General features: G+C 71.1%; 12 protein-coding genes and 1 pseudogene. 6 read left to right on the top strand and 7 right to left on the bottom strand.

The window, feature by feature from the left end; genetic code table 11:
* Window positions 1-77: 77 nt before the first annotated feature.
* On the top strand, window positions 78-1,985 hold the full coding sequence (locus AB0M02_RS03725) for a penicillin-binding transpeptidase domain-containing protein (protein WP_364220876.1): 1,908 nt from the start codon (window positions 78-80) through the stop codon (window positions 1,983-1,985).
* 1,343 nt (window positions 1,986-3,328) lie between these two features.
* On the opposite strand, the pseudogene AB0M02_RS03720 reads toward AB0M02_RS03725, so the two are convergent.
* The 4 genes and pseudogenes from AB0M02_RS03720 to AB0M02_RS03705 form a co-directional block, all read right to left on the bottom strand.
* Window positions 3,329-4,231: pseudogene (locus AB0M02_RS03720) on the bottom strand (arginase family protein); the annotation flags it as partial.
* Between the two features lie 15 nt (window positions 4,232-4,246).
* The gene (locus AB0M02_RS03715; RefSeq protein WP_364220873.1) at window positions 4,247-5,191 is read right to left on the bottom strand and encodes a tetratricopeptide repeat protein; all 945 of its coding nucleotides are present in this window, start codon (window positions 5,189-5,191) and stop codon (window positions 4,247-4,249) included.
* A gap of 112 nt (window positions 5,192-5,303) precedes the next feature.
* Window positions 5,304-6,977 (bottom strand): methylmalonyl-CoA mutase family protein, encoded by a 1,674-nt coding sequence (locus AB0M02_RS03710; protein ID WP_364220870.1) that lies wholly within the window; start codon window positions 6,975-6,977, stop codon window positions 5,304-5,306.
* A 188-nt stretch (window positions 6,978-7,165) separates the two neighbouring features.
* A complete protein-coding gene (locus AB0M02_RS03705) occupies window positions 7,166-8,347 on the bottom strand; it encodes an NAD(P)/FAD-dependent oxidoreductase (protein ID WP_364220867.1) in 1,182 nt (393 codons plus the stop codon).
* A gap of 64 nt (window positions 8,348-8,411) precedes the next feature.
* Between AB0M02_RS03705 and AB0M02_RS03700 the strand changes: the two genes are divergently transcribed.
* The gene (locus AB0M02_RS03700) at window positions 8,412-8,993 is read left to right on the top strand and encodes a PadR family transcriptional regulator (protein WP_364220865.1); all 582 of its coding nucleotides are present in this window, start codon (window positions 8,412-8,414) and stop codon (window positions 8,991-8,993) included.
* Between the two features lie 10 nt (window positions 8,994-9,003).
* On the opposite strand, the gene meaB is transcribed toward AB0M02_RS03700, so the two are convergent.
* On the bottom strand, window positions 9,004-9,966 hold the full coding sequence (gene meaB / locus AB0M02_RS03695) for a methylmalonyl Co-A mutase-associated GTPase MeaB (protein ID WP_364220862.1): 963 nt from the start codon (window positions 9,964-9,966) through the stop codon (window positions 9,004-9,006).
* 85 nt (window positions 9,967-10,051) lie between these two features.
* Window positions 10,052-11,236, bottom strand: a complete 1,185-nt coding sequence (locus AB0M02_RS03690; protein WP_364220860.1) for an acetyl-CoA C-acetyltransferase — start codon at window positions 11,234-11,236, stop codon at window positions 10,052-10,054.
* Between the two features lie 81 nt (window positions 11,237-11,317).
* Here AB0M02_RS03690 and mce point away from each other — a divergent pair, with 81 nt between their 5' ends.
* The 4 genes from mce to AB0M02_RS03670 all read left to right on the top strand — a co-directional run bounded on the left by mce (window position 11,318) and on the right by AB0M02_RS03670 (window position 16,403).
* The gene (gene mce / locus AB0M02_RS03685; RefSeq protein ID WP_364220857.1) at window positions 11,318-11,785 is read left to right on the top strand and encodes a methylmalonyl-CoA epimerase; all 468 of its coding nucleotides are present in this window, start codon (window positions 11,318-11,320) and stop codon (window positions 11,783-11,785) included.
* Between the two features lie 280 nt (window positions 11,786-12,065).
* Window positions 12,066-13,403, top strand: coding sequence for a cell division protein DivIVA (locus AB0M02_RS03680; protein WP_364220854.1), 1,338 nt, complete (start codon window positions 12,066-12,068; stop codon window positions 13,401-13,403).
* A 233-nt stretch (window positions 13,404-13,636) separates the two neighbouring features.
* Complete coding sequence (locus AB0M02_RS03675; RefSeq protein WP_364220851.1) at window positions 13,637-15,121, top strand: Laminin subunit beta-1; 1,485 nt, start codon at window positions 13,637-13,639, stop codon at window positions 15,119-15,121.
* Between the two features lie 130 nt (window positions 15,122-15,251).
* Entirely contained in the window at window positions 15,252-16,403 is a 1,152-nt protein-coding gene (locus AB0M02_RS03670; RefSeq protein WP_364220848.1) for an AI-2E family transporter, read from the top strand.
* Here AB0M02_RS03670 and AB0M02_RS03665 read toward each other — a convergent pair.
* Window positions 16,400-17,197 carry an alpha/beta hydrolase gene (locus AB0M02_RS03665; RefSeq protein WP_364220845.1) on the bottom strand — a complete coding sequence of 266 codons (798 nt, stop codon included), beginning with the start codon at window positions 17,195-17,197 and terminating at the stop codon, window positions 16,400-16,402. The two genes, AB0M02_RS03670 and AB0M02_RS03665, sit on opposite strands and share 4 nt — an antisense overlap.
* Between the last annotated feature and the right edge of the window lie 10 nt (window positions 17,198-17,207).

Raw genomic sequence — 17,207 nt, 5'->3', positions numbered from 1 at the left:
ATTATCACCCACTGCGGCCCCCCATGACGTGCATTTCCCGACTACCGTTCGTTCAGCTACCCATGGAAAGGACCGTCATGCGCCGCACCACCGCCGGGTTGGCCGCCCTGTTCCTGTTCGCCGCCGGCGGATTGGCCGGATGCTCCGACGACCCGCCGGAGGACGCTGTCGAGGCGTTCCTGGCCGGCTGGAAGAAGGGCGAACTGAAGGACGTCGGCTTCGTCGGCGCGGACGGTACCCGACTCGCCGCCGACGACGTGCTGAGCCGTCTCCGCGAGCTGTACGGCGACCTCGACCAGGCACCCCTCGACGTCTCCGTGGCCGGCGACCCGAAAACCACCGGTGACACGTCCACGACGCCGATCAACGTGAAGTGGACGCTGCCCGGAAGCGTGAACTGGGAGTACCAGAGCGCGGTCCGCACCACCAAGGCCAAGAGCGACGGCTGGCAGGTGATCTGGGAGCCCACCGTCCTGCAGCCGGAACTCGCGCCGGGTGACAAGCTGCGGCTGCGCCGGGAGGCCCCGAAGCGCGCCGCCATCCAGGACGCCGAGGGCAAGCCGCTGTTCGGCCCGCAGAAGGTAACGGTCGTCGGGGTCAGCCCCGTCAAGATCAAGGACCTGCCGCAGCTGCAGAAGGATCTCGACAGGTCGTTCAAGAAGATCGGCGTGGAGGTGAAGTTCGACGACCTCAAGGCACGGGTCGACCAGGCCGACGAGGGCGCCTTCATCGACCTCGTCACCCTGCGGTCGGCGGACTACCTCAAGATCAAGCCCGAGATCTACCCGCTCAAGGGGACGGTGTTCCGCAACGAGGAGCGCCAGCTCGCGCCGACCCGGGCGTTCGCACGCGCGCTGCTCGGCACGGTCGACGCGGCGACCAAGGAGGACATCGAGAAGAACCCCGACACGCTCACGGCCGGGGATCAGGTCGGGCACGGTGGGCTGCAGCAGACGTACGAGACGACGCTCCGCGGCACCTCCGGCCTCTCCGTGACGATCTCCCGCGAGGCCGCCGACGGCGAGGTCGAGGAGTCGCCGATCTTCACCTCGGAACCGGTCGACGGCAAGCCGATCAAGGTCACCCTGGACACGGCCGTCCAGAACGCTGCCGATCAGGCGCTCGCGGCCGAGAAGCAGCCGAGCTCCCTGGTCGCCATCCGGGTCAGCGACGGCGCGGTGCTGGCTGCCGCCAACGGGCCCGATCCGGGCGGCGTGAACACGGCGTTCACCGGCCAGGTCCCGCCCGGTTCGACATTCAAGGCCATTTCAGCGTACGGGCTACTCGCTGGCGGCGCGGTGCAGGCGAGCACGGTGGTCGACTGTCCGAAGACGTACACGGTGGACGGCCGCGAGTTCAAGAACTCACACGACGAGGCGCTCGGCAAGGTGCAGTTCCATGTGGACTTCGCCAAGTCCTGCAACACCGCGTTCGCGAGCCTGTCGTCGAAGCTGGGCTCGGCCGGCCTCCAGGACGCCTCGAAGGCGCTCGGCCTGGGCACCACCTGGAACGCCGGCGTGGAGTCCTTCCCCGGCCAGATCTCCGACGGCGGCACCGCCACCGAGCTCGCAGCGGCCACTTTCGGTCAGGGCAGCACCATCGTCAGCCCCGTCGCCATGGCCGCCGCCACCGCCGCGATCGCCAAGGGCCAGTTCCAGCCCCCCAAGCTCGTCCTCGACCCGGCTCCCGCCGACGCCGGTGCCCCCGGCCCCGCGCTCAACGAGGGCGCGGTCAAGGCCCTGCGCGACATGATGCGCGAGGTGGTCACGGACGGCACGGCCACGTCGCTGCGCAGCGTCCCCGGCAAACCGGTCCACGGCAAAACCGGCACAGCCGAGTTCCAAACCGGCTCCGAGGACACCCACTCCTGGTTCATCGGCTACCAGGACGACATCGCCTTCGCCGTCATGGTCCAAAAAGGCGGCGCCGGCTCCGAGGCAGCAGTCCCCATCGTCAAACGCTTCCTGACAACCCTGAACAGGTAACCCACACCCCTCACCCTCGCCGCATTCCCACCCGCACCCTCACCCTCACCGCGCTCCCACCCGCACCGATCTTGGGACCCAAGCCCACCGCACGGCTCGAACGCCCAAAATCGAGCGACGCACCGCGGCCTTGGGCACCTAGGACGGTGGGCAGCGGCTCGGACGCCCAAGGTCTGGGGGTGCGGCTCCGTCCGGCGCGCTGGTCAGTTGGTGCCGGTCGGGAAGCCGGGGCCGGGGTGGTGCAGCGCGCCAGCGGCCGGCGGGTCCAGCGGCGGCCGCGGGCGCAACATCCCGGGCCGGGTGGCGGGCAGGGGCTCCGAGTCGAGCAGCGGCGCGGAGCCCAGCGGCCGGGACAGCAGCCGCACCTCACCCCGATCGTCATCAGCAGCCGCGACAGCCGCCCCGTTCAGCGCCTCCCGCACCGGCTCCACCTGATCCAAACCGGTCTCGTCACCCGCCTCCGCCGCAGCGCCACCTTCAGCTTCCCAGTCGCCTTCAGCTTCCGCGTCGGCTTCCGCTTCGGCTTCGGCTTCCGCTTCGGCTTCGGTTTCCGCTTCGGTTTCCGCTTCGGCTTCGGCTTCGGCTTCGGCAGGAAGGGTGACGTCGGAGGAAGCATCGGTCTCGTCGGCCGGCGATTCCAAAGCGGCGCCGGCCGCGCCCGCTTCGTCGAGGGGGTCGGGGGTGTCGGTTGTGAGGTTTTCGTCTGACGGTTCGGGTGGGGTGTCTGGCTCGACCTGCTCCTTGGCGGCGTCCTCGGCTAGATCCGGGACCGGCGACTCCGAGGTGGGGTCCCGCGTGGTCTCCGGCTCGACCGCCTCAGTGGACTCCGTCTTCTCCGGCTCCTCGGCCACAGGCTGCCGCTGAGAGAGAGCCGCTTCCTCCGCTGCCGAGAGTTGCTCCTCCCAGTCCGGGAGACCCGACCCAGCGTCCTGAAGACCCGCCCGAGTGCCCGGATGTTCCGACCCAGCGATGGCCGCTTCGGCGGCGGCGGGCTGGTCGGTGGAGGGCTCGGCGGCAGCGGGCTCAGCCGCAGCGGGCTCGGCGGCAGCGGGCTCAGCCGCAGCGGGCTCAGCCGCAGCAGGCTCGGCCGCAGCAGGCTCCACGGCAGCGGATTCGGCGGCGGAGGGCTCAGCGGCAGCGGGCTCAGCGGCAGGCTCGGCCGCAGCGGGCTCCACGGCAGCGGGCTCCGCTGCAGCGGATTCGGCGGCGGCAGTGGATTCGGCCGTAGCGGATTCGGCGGTGGGGGGCTCGGCGACTGGCGACTCAGGCTCCGGTGTTCCGGTTACCGCTGCGGCCAGGTCTCGGCGGGCCTTGACCAGGTCGGGGCGGAGGGTTGTCGTCTTCACCGGGGCCAGGCCCGCGACCACCGCCGACGTTATCTCCGCCGCGTAGCGGCCGTCCGGGTCGTAGTCCGGGTCGAAGACCGTGATCTCGACGCCCAGGCAGTGGGGGGACTCCACCAGGCCCGCCAGGAGTAGTTCCAGTTCGGGGAAGGCGATGCCGCCCGGGTCCGGCGCGTCCACCGCCGGCATCACCGCGGGGTCGAGCACGTCCACGTCCACATGCACCCAGTAGCCGGCGCAGTCCACGAGTTGATCGCGGGCCCACTGCGCGCTGCGGGCCGCACCCTCCGCGCGCAGGGCCGGGACCGGGCGGGTCACTATGCCGGCCGCCTGGAGGTCCAATCGGTACTCATCCTGGGCGCGGATGCCCAGGACCACCACGTCGACGTCGCGAAAGTACGGCCGGCGGCTCTCGATCGCCGCCAGGTCGGCCTGGCCGCGGCCGGTGACCAGAGCCAGGTCCTCGCCCGCCGCCGCGCCCACGTAGGACGCGTTGCCCGGGTGGCGGAAGTCGGAGTGACCGTCCACGAAGACCAGTCCGATCCGGCCGCCGACCGCCTCGCCGAGGCGGTGCATGGCGACGCCGGATCCGATCAGGATGGAGCAGTCGCCGCCGAGGACGACCGGGAACTCGCCGCCGTCGATGATGGCGCCGATGCGGTCGGCGAGGGCGCGGGAGTAGGCGGCGATCTCCGGCGCGTGCGCCACGCCGTCGCCGGGGCGCCAGTCGCCCGGGTCGTAGCGCGGCGGGGTGAGGCAGCCGGCGTCGCGGGCGGCGAGCCGGGTCAGCAGGCCCTGGTCGCGGAGGGCGCCGGGCGCCTTGGCGCAGCCCGGCACCGACGTCGCGGTCGGCGGGCGCAGGCCGAGATTGGACGGCGCGTCCAGAACGGCGATGCGGCGCACGACGCCCTCCCCTGCCTAGAAGAGTGCGCTGGCCAGGGCGCGACGCGCGCCGGCCACCGCGGGATCGTCCGGGCCGGCCACGCTGAACAGCGACAGCAGGTGTTTGCGTACGACATCGCGGTCGTCCCCGGCCGTCCGCTTGATCAGGGCGACCAACCGCGCATATGCCTTGTCGGCCTGCCCGGAGATCACCTCGACGTCGGCGGCGAGTCGCTGTGCCGCGACGTCGTCCGGGTCGGCCTCGGCCTTGGCCAGCGCGGTCGCCGCGTCGGCGCCGTCGATCCGGCGGTAGAGCTCGACCTGTGCAAGGCCGGACTCGGCGGCCGCGTCGGCCGGTGACTCGGCAAGGATCTTCCGGTACGCCGCCTCGGCCGCGTCCAGGTCGCCGGTCATCAGGGCGTCGTCGGCGGCGTCCAGCCGCGGGTCGGCCGGCGCCTCGACGCTGACACCGGCCGCCTTGAGGACGGCGTCGATGTACTGCCGGACCTGCGACTCGGGCAGCACCCCGGCGAAGCCCTCGACCGGCTGGCCACCGATCAGCGCGGTGACCTGTGGGATGCCCTGCACCCGGAAGACCTGAGCGAGCCGCGGGTTGGTGTCCACATCGACCTTGCCGAGGATCCAGGAACCCTCGTATTCCGCGGCCAGTTTCTCCAGCACCGGCGAGAGCTGCTTGCAGGGCTCGCACCAGTCGGCCCAGAAGTCCAGCAGAATCGGTGTCTGCAGGGACCGCTCCAGGACGGACTGGAAGTTGGCCTCGGTGACCTCGATGACGGTGTCCGGGGCGAGGCCGGGAACCGCGGCCGGCGCACCGGCTGCCGGGGCCGCACCGGCCGGCGCGGGAGAACTGGGCGCGGAGGAACTGGGCGCGGCCGGTTTGGCGGGCGCCGTGGGCCGCAACGCGCTGAGATCGACCGCGCCGCGGGTGAAGATCGACGGAGTGGTCCGTGGGTCGCTCATGGTTACCTAGTCTCGCACGCAGTCATGGCTGTTCGCGCCGCCACCAGGCCGCCGATATCGGACGTCACAGGGCATGCTCCAGGACTAGTCCCGGAGCATGCCCCGAAGAGCTTCAGAAACGAGCCGGTTCGCGGTAAATGCCCCACTCGCCCTTCAGAACGCCGCAGATCTCGCCGAGAGTCGCCTCGGCACGCGCGGCGTCGAGCATCGCGGGGATCATGTTCGCCCCGGTACGCGACACCGCCACCAGGTGTTCCAGGGCCGCTTTCACCCGTACCTCATCGCGGTTGTCCTTGCGAGCGGAAAGCTCGCGCCGCTGCACCACCTCGACCTCGTGCGAGACGCGGAGGATCTCGAGCTCCTTGGCGACCGTGACGGTGTGCGCGTTGACACCCACGACCTTCTTGTCGCGCTTCTCCAGAGCCTGCTGGTACGCGAACGCCGCCTCCGCGATGTTGGCGGTGAACCACCCGTCCTCGATCCCGCGCAGGATGCCGGCCGTGATGCTGCCGTCGTGTCCCAGCTCGCGGATCCGGTCGAAGATCTCCTCCGCCTCGGCCTCGATCCGGTCGGTGAGCGCCTCGACGTACCACGAACCGCCCAGCGGGTCGGCCACGTTGACCACACCCGTCTCCTCCATCAGCACCTGCTGGGTCCGCAGGGCGATCTCGGCCGACTCGTCGGTGGGCAGCGCGAGCGTCTCGTCGAGCGCGTTGGTGTGCAGCGAGTTGGTCCCGCCCAGCACCGCCGCGAGCGCCTCCACCGCCGTGCGCACCACGTTGTTGACCGGCTGCTGCGCGGTCAGCGAGACACCGGCGGTCTGCGTATGGAACTTCAGCCACAGCGCTTTCTCGCTGGTCGCGCCGTAGTCCTCGCGCAGGTGCCGCGCCCAGATCCGGCGGGCCGCCCGGAACTTGGCGATCTCCTCGAAGAAGTCAACGTGCGCGTCGAAGAAGAAGCTGAGCCCCGGCGCGAACTGGTTGACGTCGAGCCCGCGGGAGAGTCCCAGCTCGACGTAGCCGAAGCCGTCGGCGAGCGTGTACGCGAGCTCCTGCGCGGCGGTCGAGCCGGCCTCGCGGATGTGGTAACCGCTGACTGACAGGGGTTTGTAACGAGGGATCTCCCGCGCGCAGTACTCCATCAGGTCGCCGATCAGGCGCAGGTGCGGCTCCGGCTCGAACAGCCACTCCTTCTGCGCGATGTACTCCTTGAAGATGTCGGTCTGCAGGGTGCCGTCGAGCTTGCTGAGGTCGGCGCCCTGGCGTTCGGCAGCCACCAGGTACATGCAGAAGACCGGGACGGCCGGGCCGGAGATGGTCATGCTCGTCGTGACGTCCTGCAGCGGGATGCCGTCGAAGAGGACGTCCATGTCGGCGGCCGAGTCGATGGCCACCCCGCAGTGCCCGACCTCGCCGAGTGACTCCGGCTCGTCCGAGTCGCGCCCCATCAGAGTCGGCATGTCGAAGGCGACGCTCAGGCCGCCACCCCCGGCGGCGAGGATCATCTTGTAGCGCTCGTTGGTCTGCCGCGCGTTGCCGAACCCCGCGAACTGGCGGATGGTCCAGGTGCGCCCGCGGTAACCGGTGGGATAGAGGCCCCGGGTGTACGGATATTCGCCCGGCCATCCGATGCGCTCGAAATCCGGGTAGGTGACGCCGTCGGGCGGCCCGTAGACGGGTTCGACCGTCGAGCCGGAAAGCGTGGTGAAGTCGGCGTCCCGCTTGCGGGCCGCGTCATAGCGCCGTTGCCAGCGCTCCCGGCCGGCGGAGATCTCGGCAGCATCCATGCCCGCCATCGTAGAGCAGAGCTGAACGATCATTAAGGCTATGACCTGAACAGGATGACCAGGATGGGACCGTTGCCGGAAATATTCCTGAGTTCGCTCTGGCACCGGGACCGTCCGATCGGGAGAGTGTCGTCTGAGAGATCAGCCCCCCTCGCCCCGGCGGCGTCCGCCACGCTGCCGGGGCTCTCTCAGCACCCGGCGAGGGCCGGCAGGCGGTGCTCCAGGATCCACGCCTGCGGGTCGCCCTTGCGGTGCAGCTGGCGCATCACCATCGGCAGCATCGCGTCCCGGATCGCCGCACCGACCGGCCCGAGCACCTTGCCGTTGCTCGACCGCCGGCCGTAGGCCACCACCTTCTGCACCCTCGGCCGCCGCTCGGCCTCGTAACCGGCCAGTGCCTCGGACACGTCGCGCTGCCGCCGCAGGTGGTGCCCGAGGACCACGGCGTCCTCCAGCGCCATCGACGCGCCCTGCCCGGACGACGGGGCCACCGCGTGCGCCGCGTCGCCGACCAGCACCACACGCTCGCCGCGCCAGACCGGCACCCGCCGCAGGTCACGGGTGTTCCACGGCCCGACCATCTCGTCCGAGGCCCGGATCAGGTCGCCGGCCGGCTCACCGGCGAAGAGGTCCAGCAGATACTCCCGCCAGGTCTCGTCGGTGAACTCTCCGGGCCGCGCCGGCTGCTTGCGCGGCGGGTTCGCGAACCACCAGACCGAGTCGTCCGGCGCGGTCACCCAGCCGAAGAACGCGCGGCGCCCGAAGGACATCTGCATGGTGCCGCGCGGCGGTGCGAGATCCGGGCCGACCGGCCCCGCGGTGAAGCCACCGGTGTTGAGCAGGCCGAGATAGTGCGGCTCAGGAGCATCAGGATCAAGAGCCTTTCGGGTACGCGACCGCAGCCCGTCCGCGCCCACGAGGAGATCCGCCGTCGCGTCCCGGCCGTCCTCGAAGCCCGCGGTCACCGCCCCGGATCCGGCCGTGACGGACGCGAGCCGGGCGCCGTAGACGATCGGGATGTCGTGGGCCTCCGCCTCGGCGCGCAGCGCGGTGTAGAGGTCCGCCCGGCGGATCGTGGTCGTCTCCGGCCCACCGAGGGGCACCTCCGCCAGCATCTGACCGCGCGCACCGCGCAGCGCGATCGTGGGCGTGGAGAACCCGCCCGCGAGCACCCGGGCCGGATCCATGCCCAGCGAGCGCAGGGCGTGCACGCCGTTCGCGGCGATCGTCAGGAAGACACCGCGCTCGTCGGCGCCGCGCTCCTTGGCCTCGTAGATCACCGGTGCGTACCCGGCGTGCCGCAGCGCGATGGCGGTGGCGGTGCCGGCGATGCCCCCGCCGGCGACGATGGCGCTTCTCTCGTTAGTCATGGGATGACTATTGATGAGATGACTAATCGCCGTCAACCCTGAGACGACCCCTAAGCTGACCGCCATGAAGCGGTCTCCCCTGGCGATGGTTCTGCTGGCGCTGCTGGTGGAGGCACCGATGCACCCGTACCGGATGCAGCAGGTGATCAAGGAGCGCGGTCAGGACCAGCTGGTCAACGTCGCGCAGCGCAACAGCGTGTATCAGATGCTGGATCGCCTGGTCCGGGACGGGCTGGCACGGCCGGGCGGCACGAGCCGGGAGGCCGGGCGGCCGGAACGCACGGTCTATGAGGTGACCGACGAGGGCGCGGCGACCCTGCGCCGCTGGGTCCTGGAGATGCTGCCCGAGCCGGCCCGGGAGTTCCCGGAGTTCCCTGTCGCCCTGGCGTTCCTGCCGATACTCACCCCGGCCGAGGCACGGGAACTCCTCGAACGGCGGCTCGCCGCGCAGGCCGAGCGGATCGCGGCGATCGACGCGCAGGCGCCACCCGGGCTGCCCCGCCTCTTCCTGGTCGAGGACGAGTACCGGTCGGCGGTGCTGCGCGCCGAGACCGAGTGGATGCGCGGGCTGATCGCCGACCTGGCGGACGGCACCCTCACGTGGGACCGGGCGATGATCGAGGAGACGCTCGCGCGGTTCAGCTGACTGATTTAGATCAGAGGTTGAGGTTGTTCAGGAGTTCGTCGGCGGCGGCGTACGGGTCGATCTCGCCGGCCGCGACCCGGGCCGCCAGATCGCTCAGCGCGGTGCCCTCGCGCAGGTCGCCCATCCTGGCCCGCAGGGTACCCAGAGCGAGCGCCGACACCTCGGCCGCGGCCCGCTTCTCCCGGCGCACCCGCAGGTTGCCGCTGTTCTCCAGCCAGTCCCGGTGCTTGCCGATCGCGGCCACCACGTCGTCGAGGCCCTCGCCCTTGACCGCGACCGCGCGGACCACCTGGGGACGCCAGTCGCCGGGCGCGCGCTCGCCGAGGGCGAGCATGCCCTGGATGTCGCGGTAGGTCGCGTCGGCGCCGGGCCGGTCCGCCTTGTTGATCACGAAGACGTCGGCGATCTCCAGGACACCCGCCTTGACGGCCTGGATGGCGTCGCCCATCCCGGGCGCGAGCAGCACCAGCGTGGTGTCGGCGAGCGAGGCGATCTCCACCTCGGCCTGGCCGACACCGACCGTCTCGACCACGATCGCGTCGCAGCCGGCGCCCTCCAGCACGCGGACGGCCTGGGGCGTCGCGGCGGACAGGCCGCCCAGCTGGCCTCGGCTGGACATGGACCGGATGTAGACGCCGGGGTCGGCTGCGTGGTCGGTCATCCGCACCCGGTCACCGAGGATCGCGCCGCCGCTGAACGGGCTGGACGGGTCCACGGCCAGCACGCCGACCCGGGCACCCTGCTCGCGCAGCGCGCGGACCAGCTCGTTGGTGGTGGTCGACTTGCCGACGCCGGGCGCGCCGGTCAGGCCGATGACCTGGGCGCGTCCCGCGTACGGCGCCATCGCGGCGGCCACCTCGGGCAGCGCCGGATGGCCGTTCTCCACCAGGCTGATCAGCCGCGCCACCGACCGCGGGTCACCCTCGCGGGCCTTCGCGACCAGGGTCGGCACATCCCGGGACCGACCGGTCACAACTGTGCCCTCCGGCGCGTGCCAGCCTGGCCCTCGCCCGCGATGCCGCGTCTTGGTGCGGCCGGGTGCCGCTCGGTGCAGTCGGTCACGCTGATGGCACCTTGATGATCAGAGCGTCGCCCTGACCGCCACCGCCGCAGAGGCCGGCCGCGCCGAGGCCACCGCCGCGGCGCTGGAGCTCGAGCGCCAGGGTGAGCACCAGCCGTGCGCCGGACATGCCGATCGGGTGTCCGAGAGCGATCGCTCCGCCGTTCACGTTGACGATCCCCTCCTCCACCTTCAGCTCGCGCATCGACTGGATCACGACCTGAGCGAAGGCCTCGTTGATCTCGATGAGGTCGAGGTCCTCGACGGTCAGCCGGGCCTTCGCCAGCGCGTGCTTGATCGCGTTCGACGGCTGCGACTGCAGCGAGCTGTCCGGCCCGGCCACGTTACCGTGCGCGGTGATCTCGGCGAGCCAGGTCAGGCCGAGCTCCTCGGCCTTCGCCCGGCTCATCACGACCACTGCGGCGGCGCCGTCGGAGATCGGGGAGGCGCTGGCGGCGGTGATCGTGCCGTCCGGCGTGAAGGCGGGGCGCAGACCGGCCAGCGACTCGGCGGTGGCGTCCGGGCGCACGCCCTCGTCGGTCTCCACCGGGGCGACCTTGCCGCGACCACCGCCCGGCACCGCGACGATCTCCTCGGCGAACCGGCCCTCCCGCTGCGCCGCCGCGGCCCGCCGGTGGCTGAGCGCGGCGAACGCGTCCTGCTCGGCGCGGGTGATGCCGAGGCGCACCCCGCTGGCCTCGGTCGACTCGCCCATCGAGATCCCGGCCCACGGGTCCATCAGGCCGTCGAACGCGGCGTGGTCGCGCACCAGCACGTCGCCGAACTTGCGGCCCTGCCGCGCGTCGGGCAGCAGGTGCGGCGCGTTGGTCATCGACTCCATGCCGCCGGCCACCACGACGTCGAACTCGCCGGCCCGGATCAGCTGGTCGGCCAGGGCGATCGCGTCCAGGCCGGAGAGGCACACCTTGTTCACCGTGAGCGCCGGGGTGTTCATCGGGATCCCGGCGGCGACCGCGGCCTGGCGAGCGGTGATCTGCCCGCAGCCGGCCTGCAGCACCTGACCCATGATCACGTACTCCACCTGCTCGGGTGCGACGCCACCACGCTCCAGCGCGGCCTTGATGGCGTGCCCGCCCAGCGCGGTGGCCGGCAGGTGCTTGAGGTTGCCGAGCAGGCGGCCCATGGGGGTCCGGGCGCCACTGACGATCACGGAGCTGGTCACTGTCTGGGATCCGATCTGACGACGACCGGGTCAGGGGAACCCGGAATGGCCTTAACGATGGGTCAGGTCGAGACTAATCGCATGACAGACGACTCACCGAGTGCCGTTGGCACCGAGAATGTCACATTCTCCGACGTCGAACTGCTACGCATCGACCACGTCGGTATCGCCGTAGCGGACTTGGACGACGCCATCCGCTTTTATGGGGAAAAGTTCGGTTTGCGGTGTGTGCACCAAGAGACCAATGACGAACAGGGCGTCCGCGAAGCCATGCTCGCGGTCGGCGACGGCACCGGGCCCCGGCTGCAGTTGCTCGCGCCCGCGCGAGCCGACTCGGCGATCGCCAAGTTCCTCGACCGCAGCGGCCCCGGCCTGCAGCAACTCGCATACACGGTGGCCGACGTCGAGGTCGCCGCGGACCGTCTCCGGGCCCAGGGGATGCGCCTGCTCTACGACGAGCCGAAGCGGGGTACCGCCGGTTCGCGCATCAACTTCGTGCACCCGAAGGACGCCGGCGGGGTCCTGGTCGAGTTGGTGGAGCCGGTCTGACGCGTACGCCGGTCGGGTGATTCCTCCTGACTCGGGCTCGGTCGCCTGGCAGGATCGTGGCCATTGAGCAGGGCCGACGACGCCGGCGGCCGAGCCCACATCGTCCGAAGTCCCGAGTGACCAGGTGGCGACGGACGACGGACGGCCGACCGGGAAGTCGACCGGCGGCGGGCCGTTCGGTTCAGGACCCGGCTACGGTCCAGGTCAAAGCTGATCTACGATGCGGTTCGGATGCCCGTCGGCTCTTGCATGTCCGTTCCCTTCTCGCCAGGATGGCGCAATGCCCCAGCAGCAGGATCAGAACCTGGCCTTCTTCGAGACCGCTAACTCGCAGCACGACTTCACCGTCGTCCTGCGTGGTTACGACCGTCACCAGGTGGACGGACACATCGGTCGGCTGCTCGCCGCACTGAATCAGTCCGAACAGGCCCGTGGTGAGGCCGAGCAGCGCATGAACGACGCTCAGCGTCGCCTGCGGCAGGCCGAGCAACGACTCAACGCGCTGGAGCAGAAGCTCGCCGACAGCAACAAGCTGCTGGAGGAGAACAACCGTCCGACGCTCTCCGGGCTGGGCACCCGGGTCGAGCAGATCCTGCGTCTCGCCGAGGAGCAGGCGAACGACCATCGCAGCGAGGCCAAGCGGGAGTCCGAGGGCATCCTCTCCGCGGCGCGGCTCGAGGCCCGCGAGATCACCGACAAGGCGCGCGCCGAGGCCGCCGCCATGAAGGCGACCGCCGAGCGTGAGGCCGGCCAGGTCCGCACGCACGCCGAGCGCGAGGCCGCCGAGACCCGGGTCCAGGCCCGCCGCGAGGCCGACACGCTGCGCTCCGACGCCGACCGCGAGACCAAGCAGCTGCGCACGGTCACCGCACACGAGGTCGCCGAGCTGAAGTCGACGGTCGAGCGCGAGGTCAACTCGCTGCGCGCCACCGCCGAGCGGGAGATCACCCAGGCCCGGGCCAAGGCCGCCCGGGAGGCCGAGGAGAAGCGCGCCGAGGCCACCAAGCTGCTCACCGACGCCCGCGACAAGCGCGACAAGGACCTGCAGGCCCTCGCGCTGGAGATCGCCGAGCGCCGGGAGAAGGCGGAGCGCGAGGAGTCCGAGCGGCACGCCGCCCAGGTCACCGCCACGCAGAAGATGGTGTCCGAGGCCGAGGAGCGCGCCCGCGCCGCCGAGGACCGCGCCAAGGAGATCTCGCAGCGGGCCGAGACCCGCCGGGTCGAGTCCGAGCGCAGCGCCGCCGAGGCCGTCGAGAAGGCTCGTGCCCTCGCCGAGAAGACCGTCAGCGAGGCCCGCTCCGAGTCGAACCGTCTGCTCAGCGACGCCCGCACCGAGGCCGAGCTGACCACCCAGGCCGCCCGCCGCGAGGTCGAGGACCTGACCCGTCAGAAGGACGCCGTCACCAACCAGCTCGGGCAGATGCTGTCCGGCCTGTCCGGCCTCGTTCCGGGTGTCGGTGGCGCGGCAGCCGCCAAGGCGGTTGCCGAAGCGGCGCCCAAGCCGGCCGGCGAGGCGCCGGCCCAGCGCGCCGGCGAACAGGGCGCTCAGCCGGCCGCCGAGCAGCCTGAGCAGGCCGGACCCGGCGACGCGCCGGTGGCTGCCAAGACCAACTCCTGAGAGGTCGGCCCCTCCGGTTGCGAAGCCGCCGCGAGTACGCGACGGTGAAGCGGGCCGGGAGGTCGAGACGATTCAAGGCCGTGCCGGAGTTTCTCCGGGACGGCCTTGCTCGTTTTCGCGCGTAGCCTGGTTTTGGCTACCGGGGTCCGACAAAAAGTGACTACCCGCACAGTCCCCGCCAAGCGGTGTGTAACGGTACGGCTCGGGACGATGCGTATGTGAGGATGGACAGCATGTCGCACGGCGGTGAAATTCTCGGTCTCGGCGGGGACGCGTCCACCGAGCCCAACTTCGAGACCGCCCTGCGGGGTTACGAACGGAAGCAGGTCGAGCGTTACGTCGCTCGCGCGGAGAACGAGATCGCCGCCCTGAGCGCCGAGCGCGAGCAGGCCTACTCGCAGATCCAGGCGATGGCCGCACAGGTCAAGGGACTCCAGCAGGAGCTCTCCGAGACGCGCCGCAGTTCCGGGATCAGCGGCGAGGTCTCCTTCCGTCACCTCGGGCCCCGCGTCGAGCAGATCCTCACCCTGGCCGAGGAGCAGGCCGAGGCGATCAAGGCCTCCGCCACCGACGACATCGCCAGCCGGCTCGCCGAGGCGGAGCGCATCCGGGCCGAGGCCGAGGCGCACGCCCACGACGGCATCCGCGACTTCGAGATCGCCCTGGCCGCCCGCCGGGCCGAGGAGGAGAAGGCCGACGCCGCCCGGCACACCGCCAGCGACAAGGCCCTCGCCACCGCCCGGCAGAACGCGGAGCAGCTGCGCTCCGAGGCCGAGGCCGTGCTCACCCGGGCGCGCGGCGACGCGAAGCACCTCACCGAGAAGGCCACTCAGGACGCCCAGCGCACCCGGGCCGAAGTGGACGGTTGGGTCCAGTCCACCCGGATGCAGGCCGAGCAGGAGCTCAAGGCGCTGCGGGAGAAGACCCAGCAGGAGATCAACGCCAAGCGGGCCGAGGCGGAGCGCGAGCAGGCCGACCTGAAGGCGTCGGTCGAGCACGAGCTGGCTCTGCGCCGGCACGGGGTGCTGGAGGAGCTCGCGCAGATGCGGTCCGGCGTCGAGAAGCAGTGCGCCGACCTGCGCAGCGAGGCCGACAAATATGCGGAGGAGGTTCTCCGCCGCTCCGACGAGCAGGCCACTGCCGTGCGCAAGGAGATCGCGTCCCAGCAGGAGAAGATCGCCCAGGCCGGCCGCGATCTGGAGGCCGCGCAGGCGAAGATCGGCGAGGCCGAGCAGCGCCGCGTCGCCGCCGAGGAGCAGGCCGAGTCCGCCGAGGCCGAGGACGAGCGGCTCCAGCAGCGCCTCGCCGAGGTGCACCAGCAGCTCGACGCGGAGCTGAAGCGGGTCAGCGAGGCCGAGCGCGCCGGTGAGGCCGCCGAGCGGCACGCCGCCGAGGTTCGCCGTCAAGTGCAAAAAGAGGCGAAGCGGGTGGCCGAGCTGGCCGCCGCCGCGGTGCTGGCCGCCGCCGCCTCACCGGAGGACCACGACATCCCTTCCGAGCTCGCCGACACCAAGGTCGACACCAAGCTGGACACCAAGGTCGAGACGATGCCGGACGGAAAGGTCGTCGCCGCCGCACCGGCCCCGGCGTCCTCCACCGCCACGGCTCCCACCCCTCCGCCCGGCACGACCACGCCGGCCGCGCAGCCGGGCAAGGTGACCGCCTCGGCCAAGGTGACCGTCCCGCAGCCGAGCCGGGTCTCCGCCGACGCCGAGTAAGGCGACCGTCCGGCAGCCGAGTCTCCGCCGACGCCGAGTAACGCTGATCACCGATGCCCGCACGCCGAGTGGCGGTGCGGGCATCGTGGCGTTACTCTCCGGATTCCCTGACGGAGCTGGTGGAGGTCCGATGTCGACTGAGGCGCCCGCTGACCAGCCCACTGCCGACGAGCCGGACCGGCCCGCTGCCGACGAGCCGGAGAAGCCCGCGGTGGAGGAGAGCGACGACGAGACGCGGTTCGGCGAGCCCGGGCCGCCGCTCAACCGTCGCAGCCCTTTTCTGTACGGGTTCCTGTTCGGCCTCGGCGTCATCCTGGCGTACGCCCTCTTCCTGGGATTCCGCAACGCCGCCTCGATCCTGGTCCTGATCTTCATCGCGCTGTTCCTGGCCATCGGCCTCAACCCGGCGGTGACCCGGCTGCGCAAGTGGGGCCTGCCGCGCGGTGCCGCCGTGGCGATCGTCGCGCTCGCCGTCGTCGGGCTGCTTGTCGGTGGCTTCGTCGCGCTGATCCCGCCGCTGGTCACCCAGACCACCGAGCTGATCAACAACGCGCCCGACACGATCGACAGCCTGCGCCGCAGTGAGACGGTCAACGAGCTGGTCCAGCGCTACGACATCGTCAACAAGGTGCAGGCCGCGATCAACGCGGGCACCATCGGCAACGCGCTCGGCGGGGTGGTCGGCGGCGCCCGGCTGCTCTTCGGCACGATCTTCAACATCCTGACCGTGCTGGTCCTGACGATCTACTTCATGGCCGCCTTCGAGCGGATCAAGGAGACCGGTTACTCCCTGGTCCCGTCGTCGCGGCGCGAGCGGGTGCGGCTGCTGACCGACGAGATCCTGACTAAGGTCGGGGCGTACATGGTGGGCGCGCTGGCGATCGCGATCCTGGCCGGGCTCAGCACGTTCGCGCTGGCACTGGCGCTCGGTCTGGCGTACCCGTTCGCCCTCGCCGTGGTGATCGCCGTCTTCGACCTGATCCCGCAGATCGGCGCCACCCTCGGCGCGATCATCGTGAGCCTCGTCGGGCTCGCGTCCTCGGTCACCGACGGAATCGTCTGCATCGTCTTCTTCATCGTGTACCAGCAGATCGAGAACTACCTGATCTATCCGAACGTGATGCGCCGCTCGGTCAAGGTCAGCGATGTGGCGGCGCTGGTGGCGGCCCTGGTCGGGGTCGGGCTCTTCGGCGTGACCGGCGCGCTCGTCGCGATCCCGATGGTGGCCGCCATCCAGCTGATCGTGCGGGAAGTGGTCCAACCGGCCCAGGCACAACGCTAGGCCAGCGGCTTGGGGACCTCGACGTCGGAGAAGGCGGCGACAGTGCGGTCGGCATAGGCTCCCGCGTCACCGGTCTCCATCGGGCCGTCCCACTCGCGCGGGAGCGGCACCGGCACGTCCGGCGCCACCCGGCGGACGACCTCGTCGAGGACGGTCTCGGCGTCGCCCACCCACAGGTGCTTCGCGCCGGGCACCGGAACCACCTCGGCGTGCGGGATCGCGGCGAACCGCTCCTTCGCCTCGGCCGGGCGCAGGTAGTCGTCGAACTCCGGGATCAGCGCCGTCACCGGCTTGCCGTCGGCGGCCCAGGCGGCCAGGTGCTCGGGACGGGAGAAGCGCAGCGGCGGGGAGAGCAGGATCGCGCCGGTGACGGCCGGGTCGAGGCCGTACATGAGGGTCAGGTCGGTGCCGAACGACCAGCCGAGCAGCCAGATGTTCGGCAGGTCGGCGAACTCCGCGTACTCGATGGCGGCGGCCACGTCGAACTTCTCGTCGACGGCAGCGGAGAAGGAGCCGCCGCTTGTTCCGCGTACGCTGCTCGTCCCTCGCGTGTTGAACCGCAGCACCGCGACCCCCGCCAGGGCCGGCAGCCGCCAGGCCGCCTTGCGATAGACGTGGCTGTCCATCATCCCGCCGTGGGTGGGCAGCGGGTGCAGGCAGACGAGGGTGGCCACCGGGTCGCGGTCCAGCGGCCGGGCCAGCTCACCGACGAGGGTGACGCCGTCCGCGGTGTGCAACTCGATGTCCTCCCGGTGTGCGGGCAGGATGGAGTTGGCACGGATCTGGTTGCTCATAGCTTCGATC

The sequence above is a fragment of the Actinoplanes sp. NPDC051861 genome, assembly GCF_040681145.1.
GTDB lineage: Bacteria > Actinomycetota > Actinomycetes > Mycobacteriales > Micromonosporaceae > Actinoplanes.
Note: the sequence above shows the minus strand (reverse complement) of the source record. Positions and strands in the feature narration are given on the sequence as shown.

Excerpts from the sequence above, each read along its gene's own strand:
- AB0M02_RS03725 (WP_364220876.1), top strand. The coding sequence starts at position 78 with ATGCGCCGCACCACCGCCGGGTTGGCCGCCCTGTTCCTGTTCGCCGCC.
- AB0M02_RS03715 (WP_364220873.1), bottom strand. The coding sequence starts at position 5,191 with ATGAGCGACCCACGGACCACTCCGTCGATCTTCACCCGCGGCGCGGTC.
- AB0M02_RS03710 (WP_364220870.1), bottom strand. The coding sequence starts at position 6,977 with ATGGATGCTGCCGAGATCTCCGCCGGCCGGGAGCGCTGGCAACGGCGC.
- AB0M02_RS03705 (WP_364220867.1), bottom strand. The coding sequence starts at position 8,347 with ATGACTAACGAGAGAAGCGCCATCGTCGCCGGCGGGGGCATCGCCGGC.
- AB0M02_RS03700 (WP_364220865.1), top strand. The coding sequence starts at position 8,412 with ATGAAGCGGTCTCCCCTGGCGATGGTTCTGCTGGCGCTGCTGGTGGAG.
- mce (WP_364220857.1), top strand. The coding sequence starts at position 11,318 with ATGACAGACGACTCACCGAGTGCCGTTGGCACCGAGAATGTCACATTC.
- AB0M02_RS03680 (WP_364220854.1), top strand. The coding sequence starts at position 12,066 with ATGCCCCAGCAGCAGGATCAGAACCTGGCCTTCTTCGAGACCGCTAAC.
- AB0M02_RS03675 (WP_364220851.1), top strand. The coding sequence starts at position 13,637 with ATGTCGCACGGCGGTGAAATTCTCGGTCTCGGCGGGGACGCGTCCACC.
- AB0M02_RS03670 (WP_364220848.1), top strand. The coding sequence starts at position 15,252 with ATGTCGACTGAGGCGCCCGCTGACCAGCCCACTGCCGACGAGCCGGAC.
- AB0M02_RS03665 (WP_364220845.1), bottom strand. The coding sequence starts at position 17,197 with ATGAGCAACCAGATCCGTGCCAACTCCATCCTGCCCGCACACCGGGAG.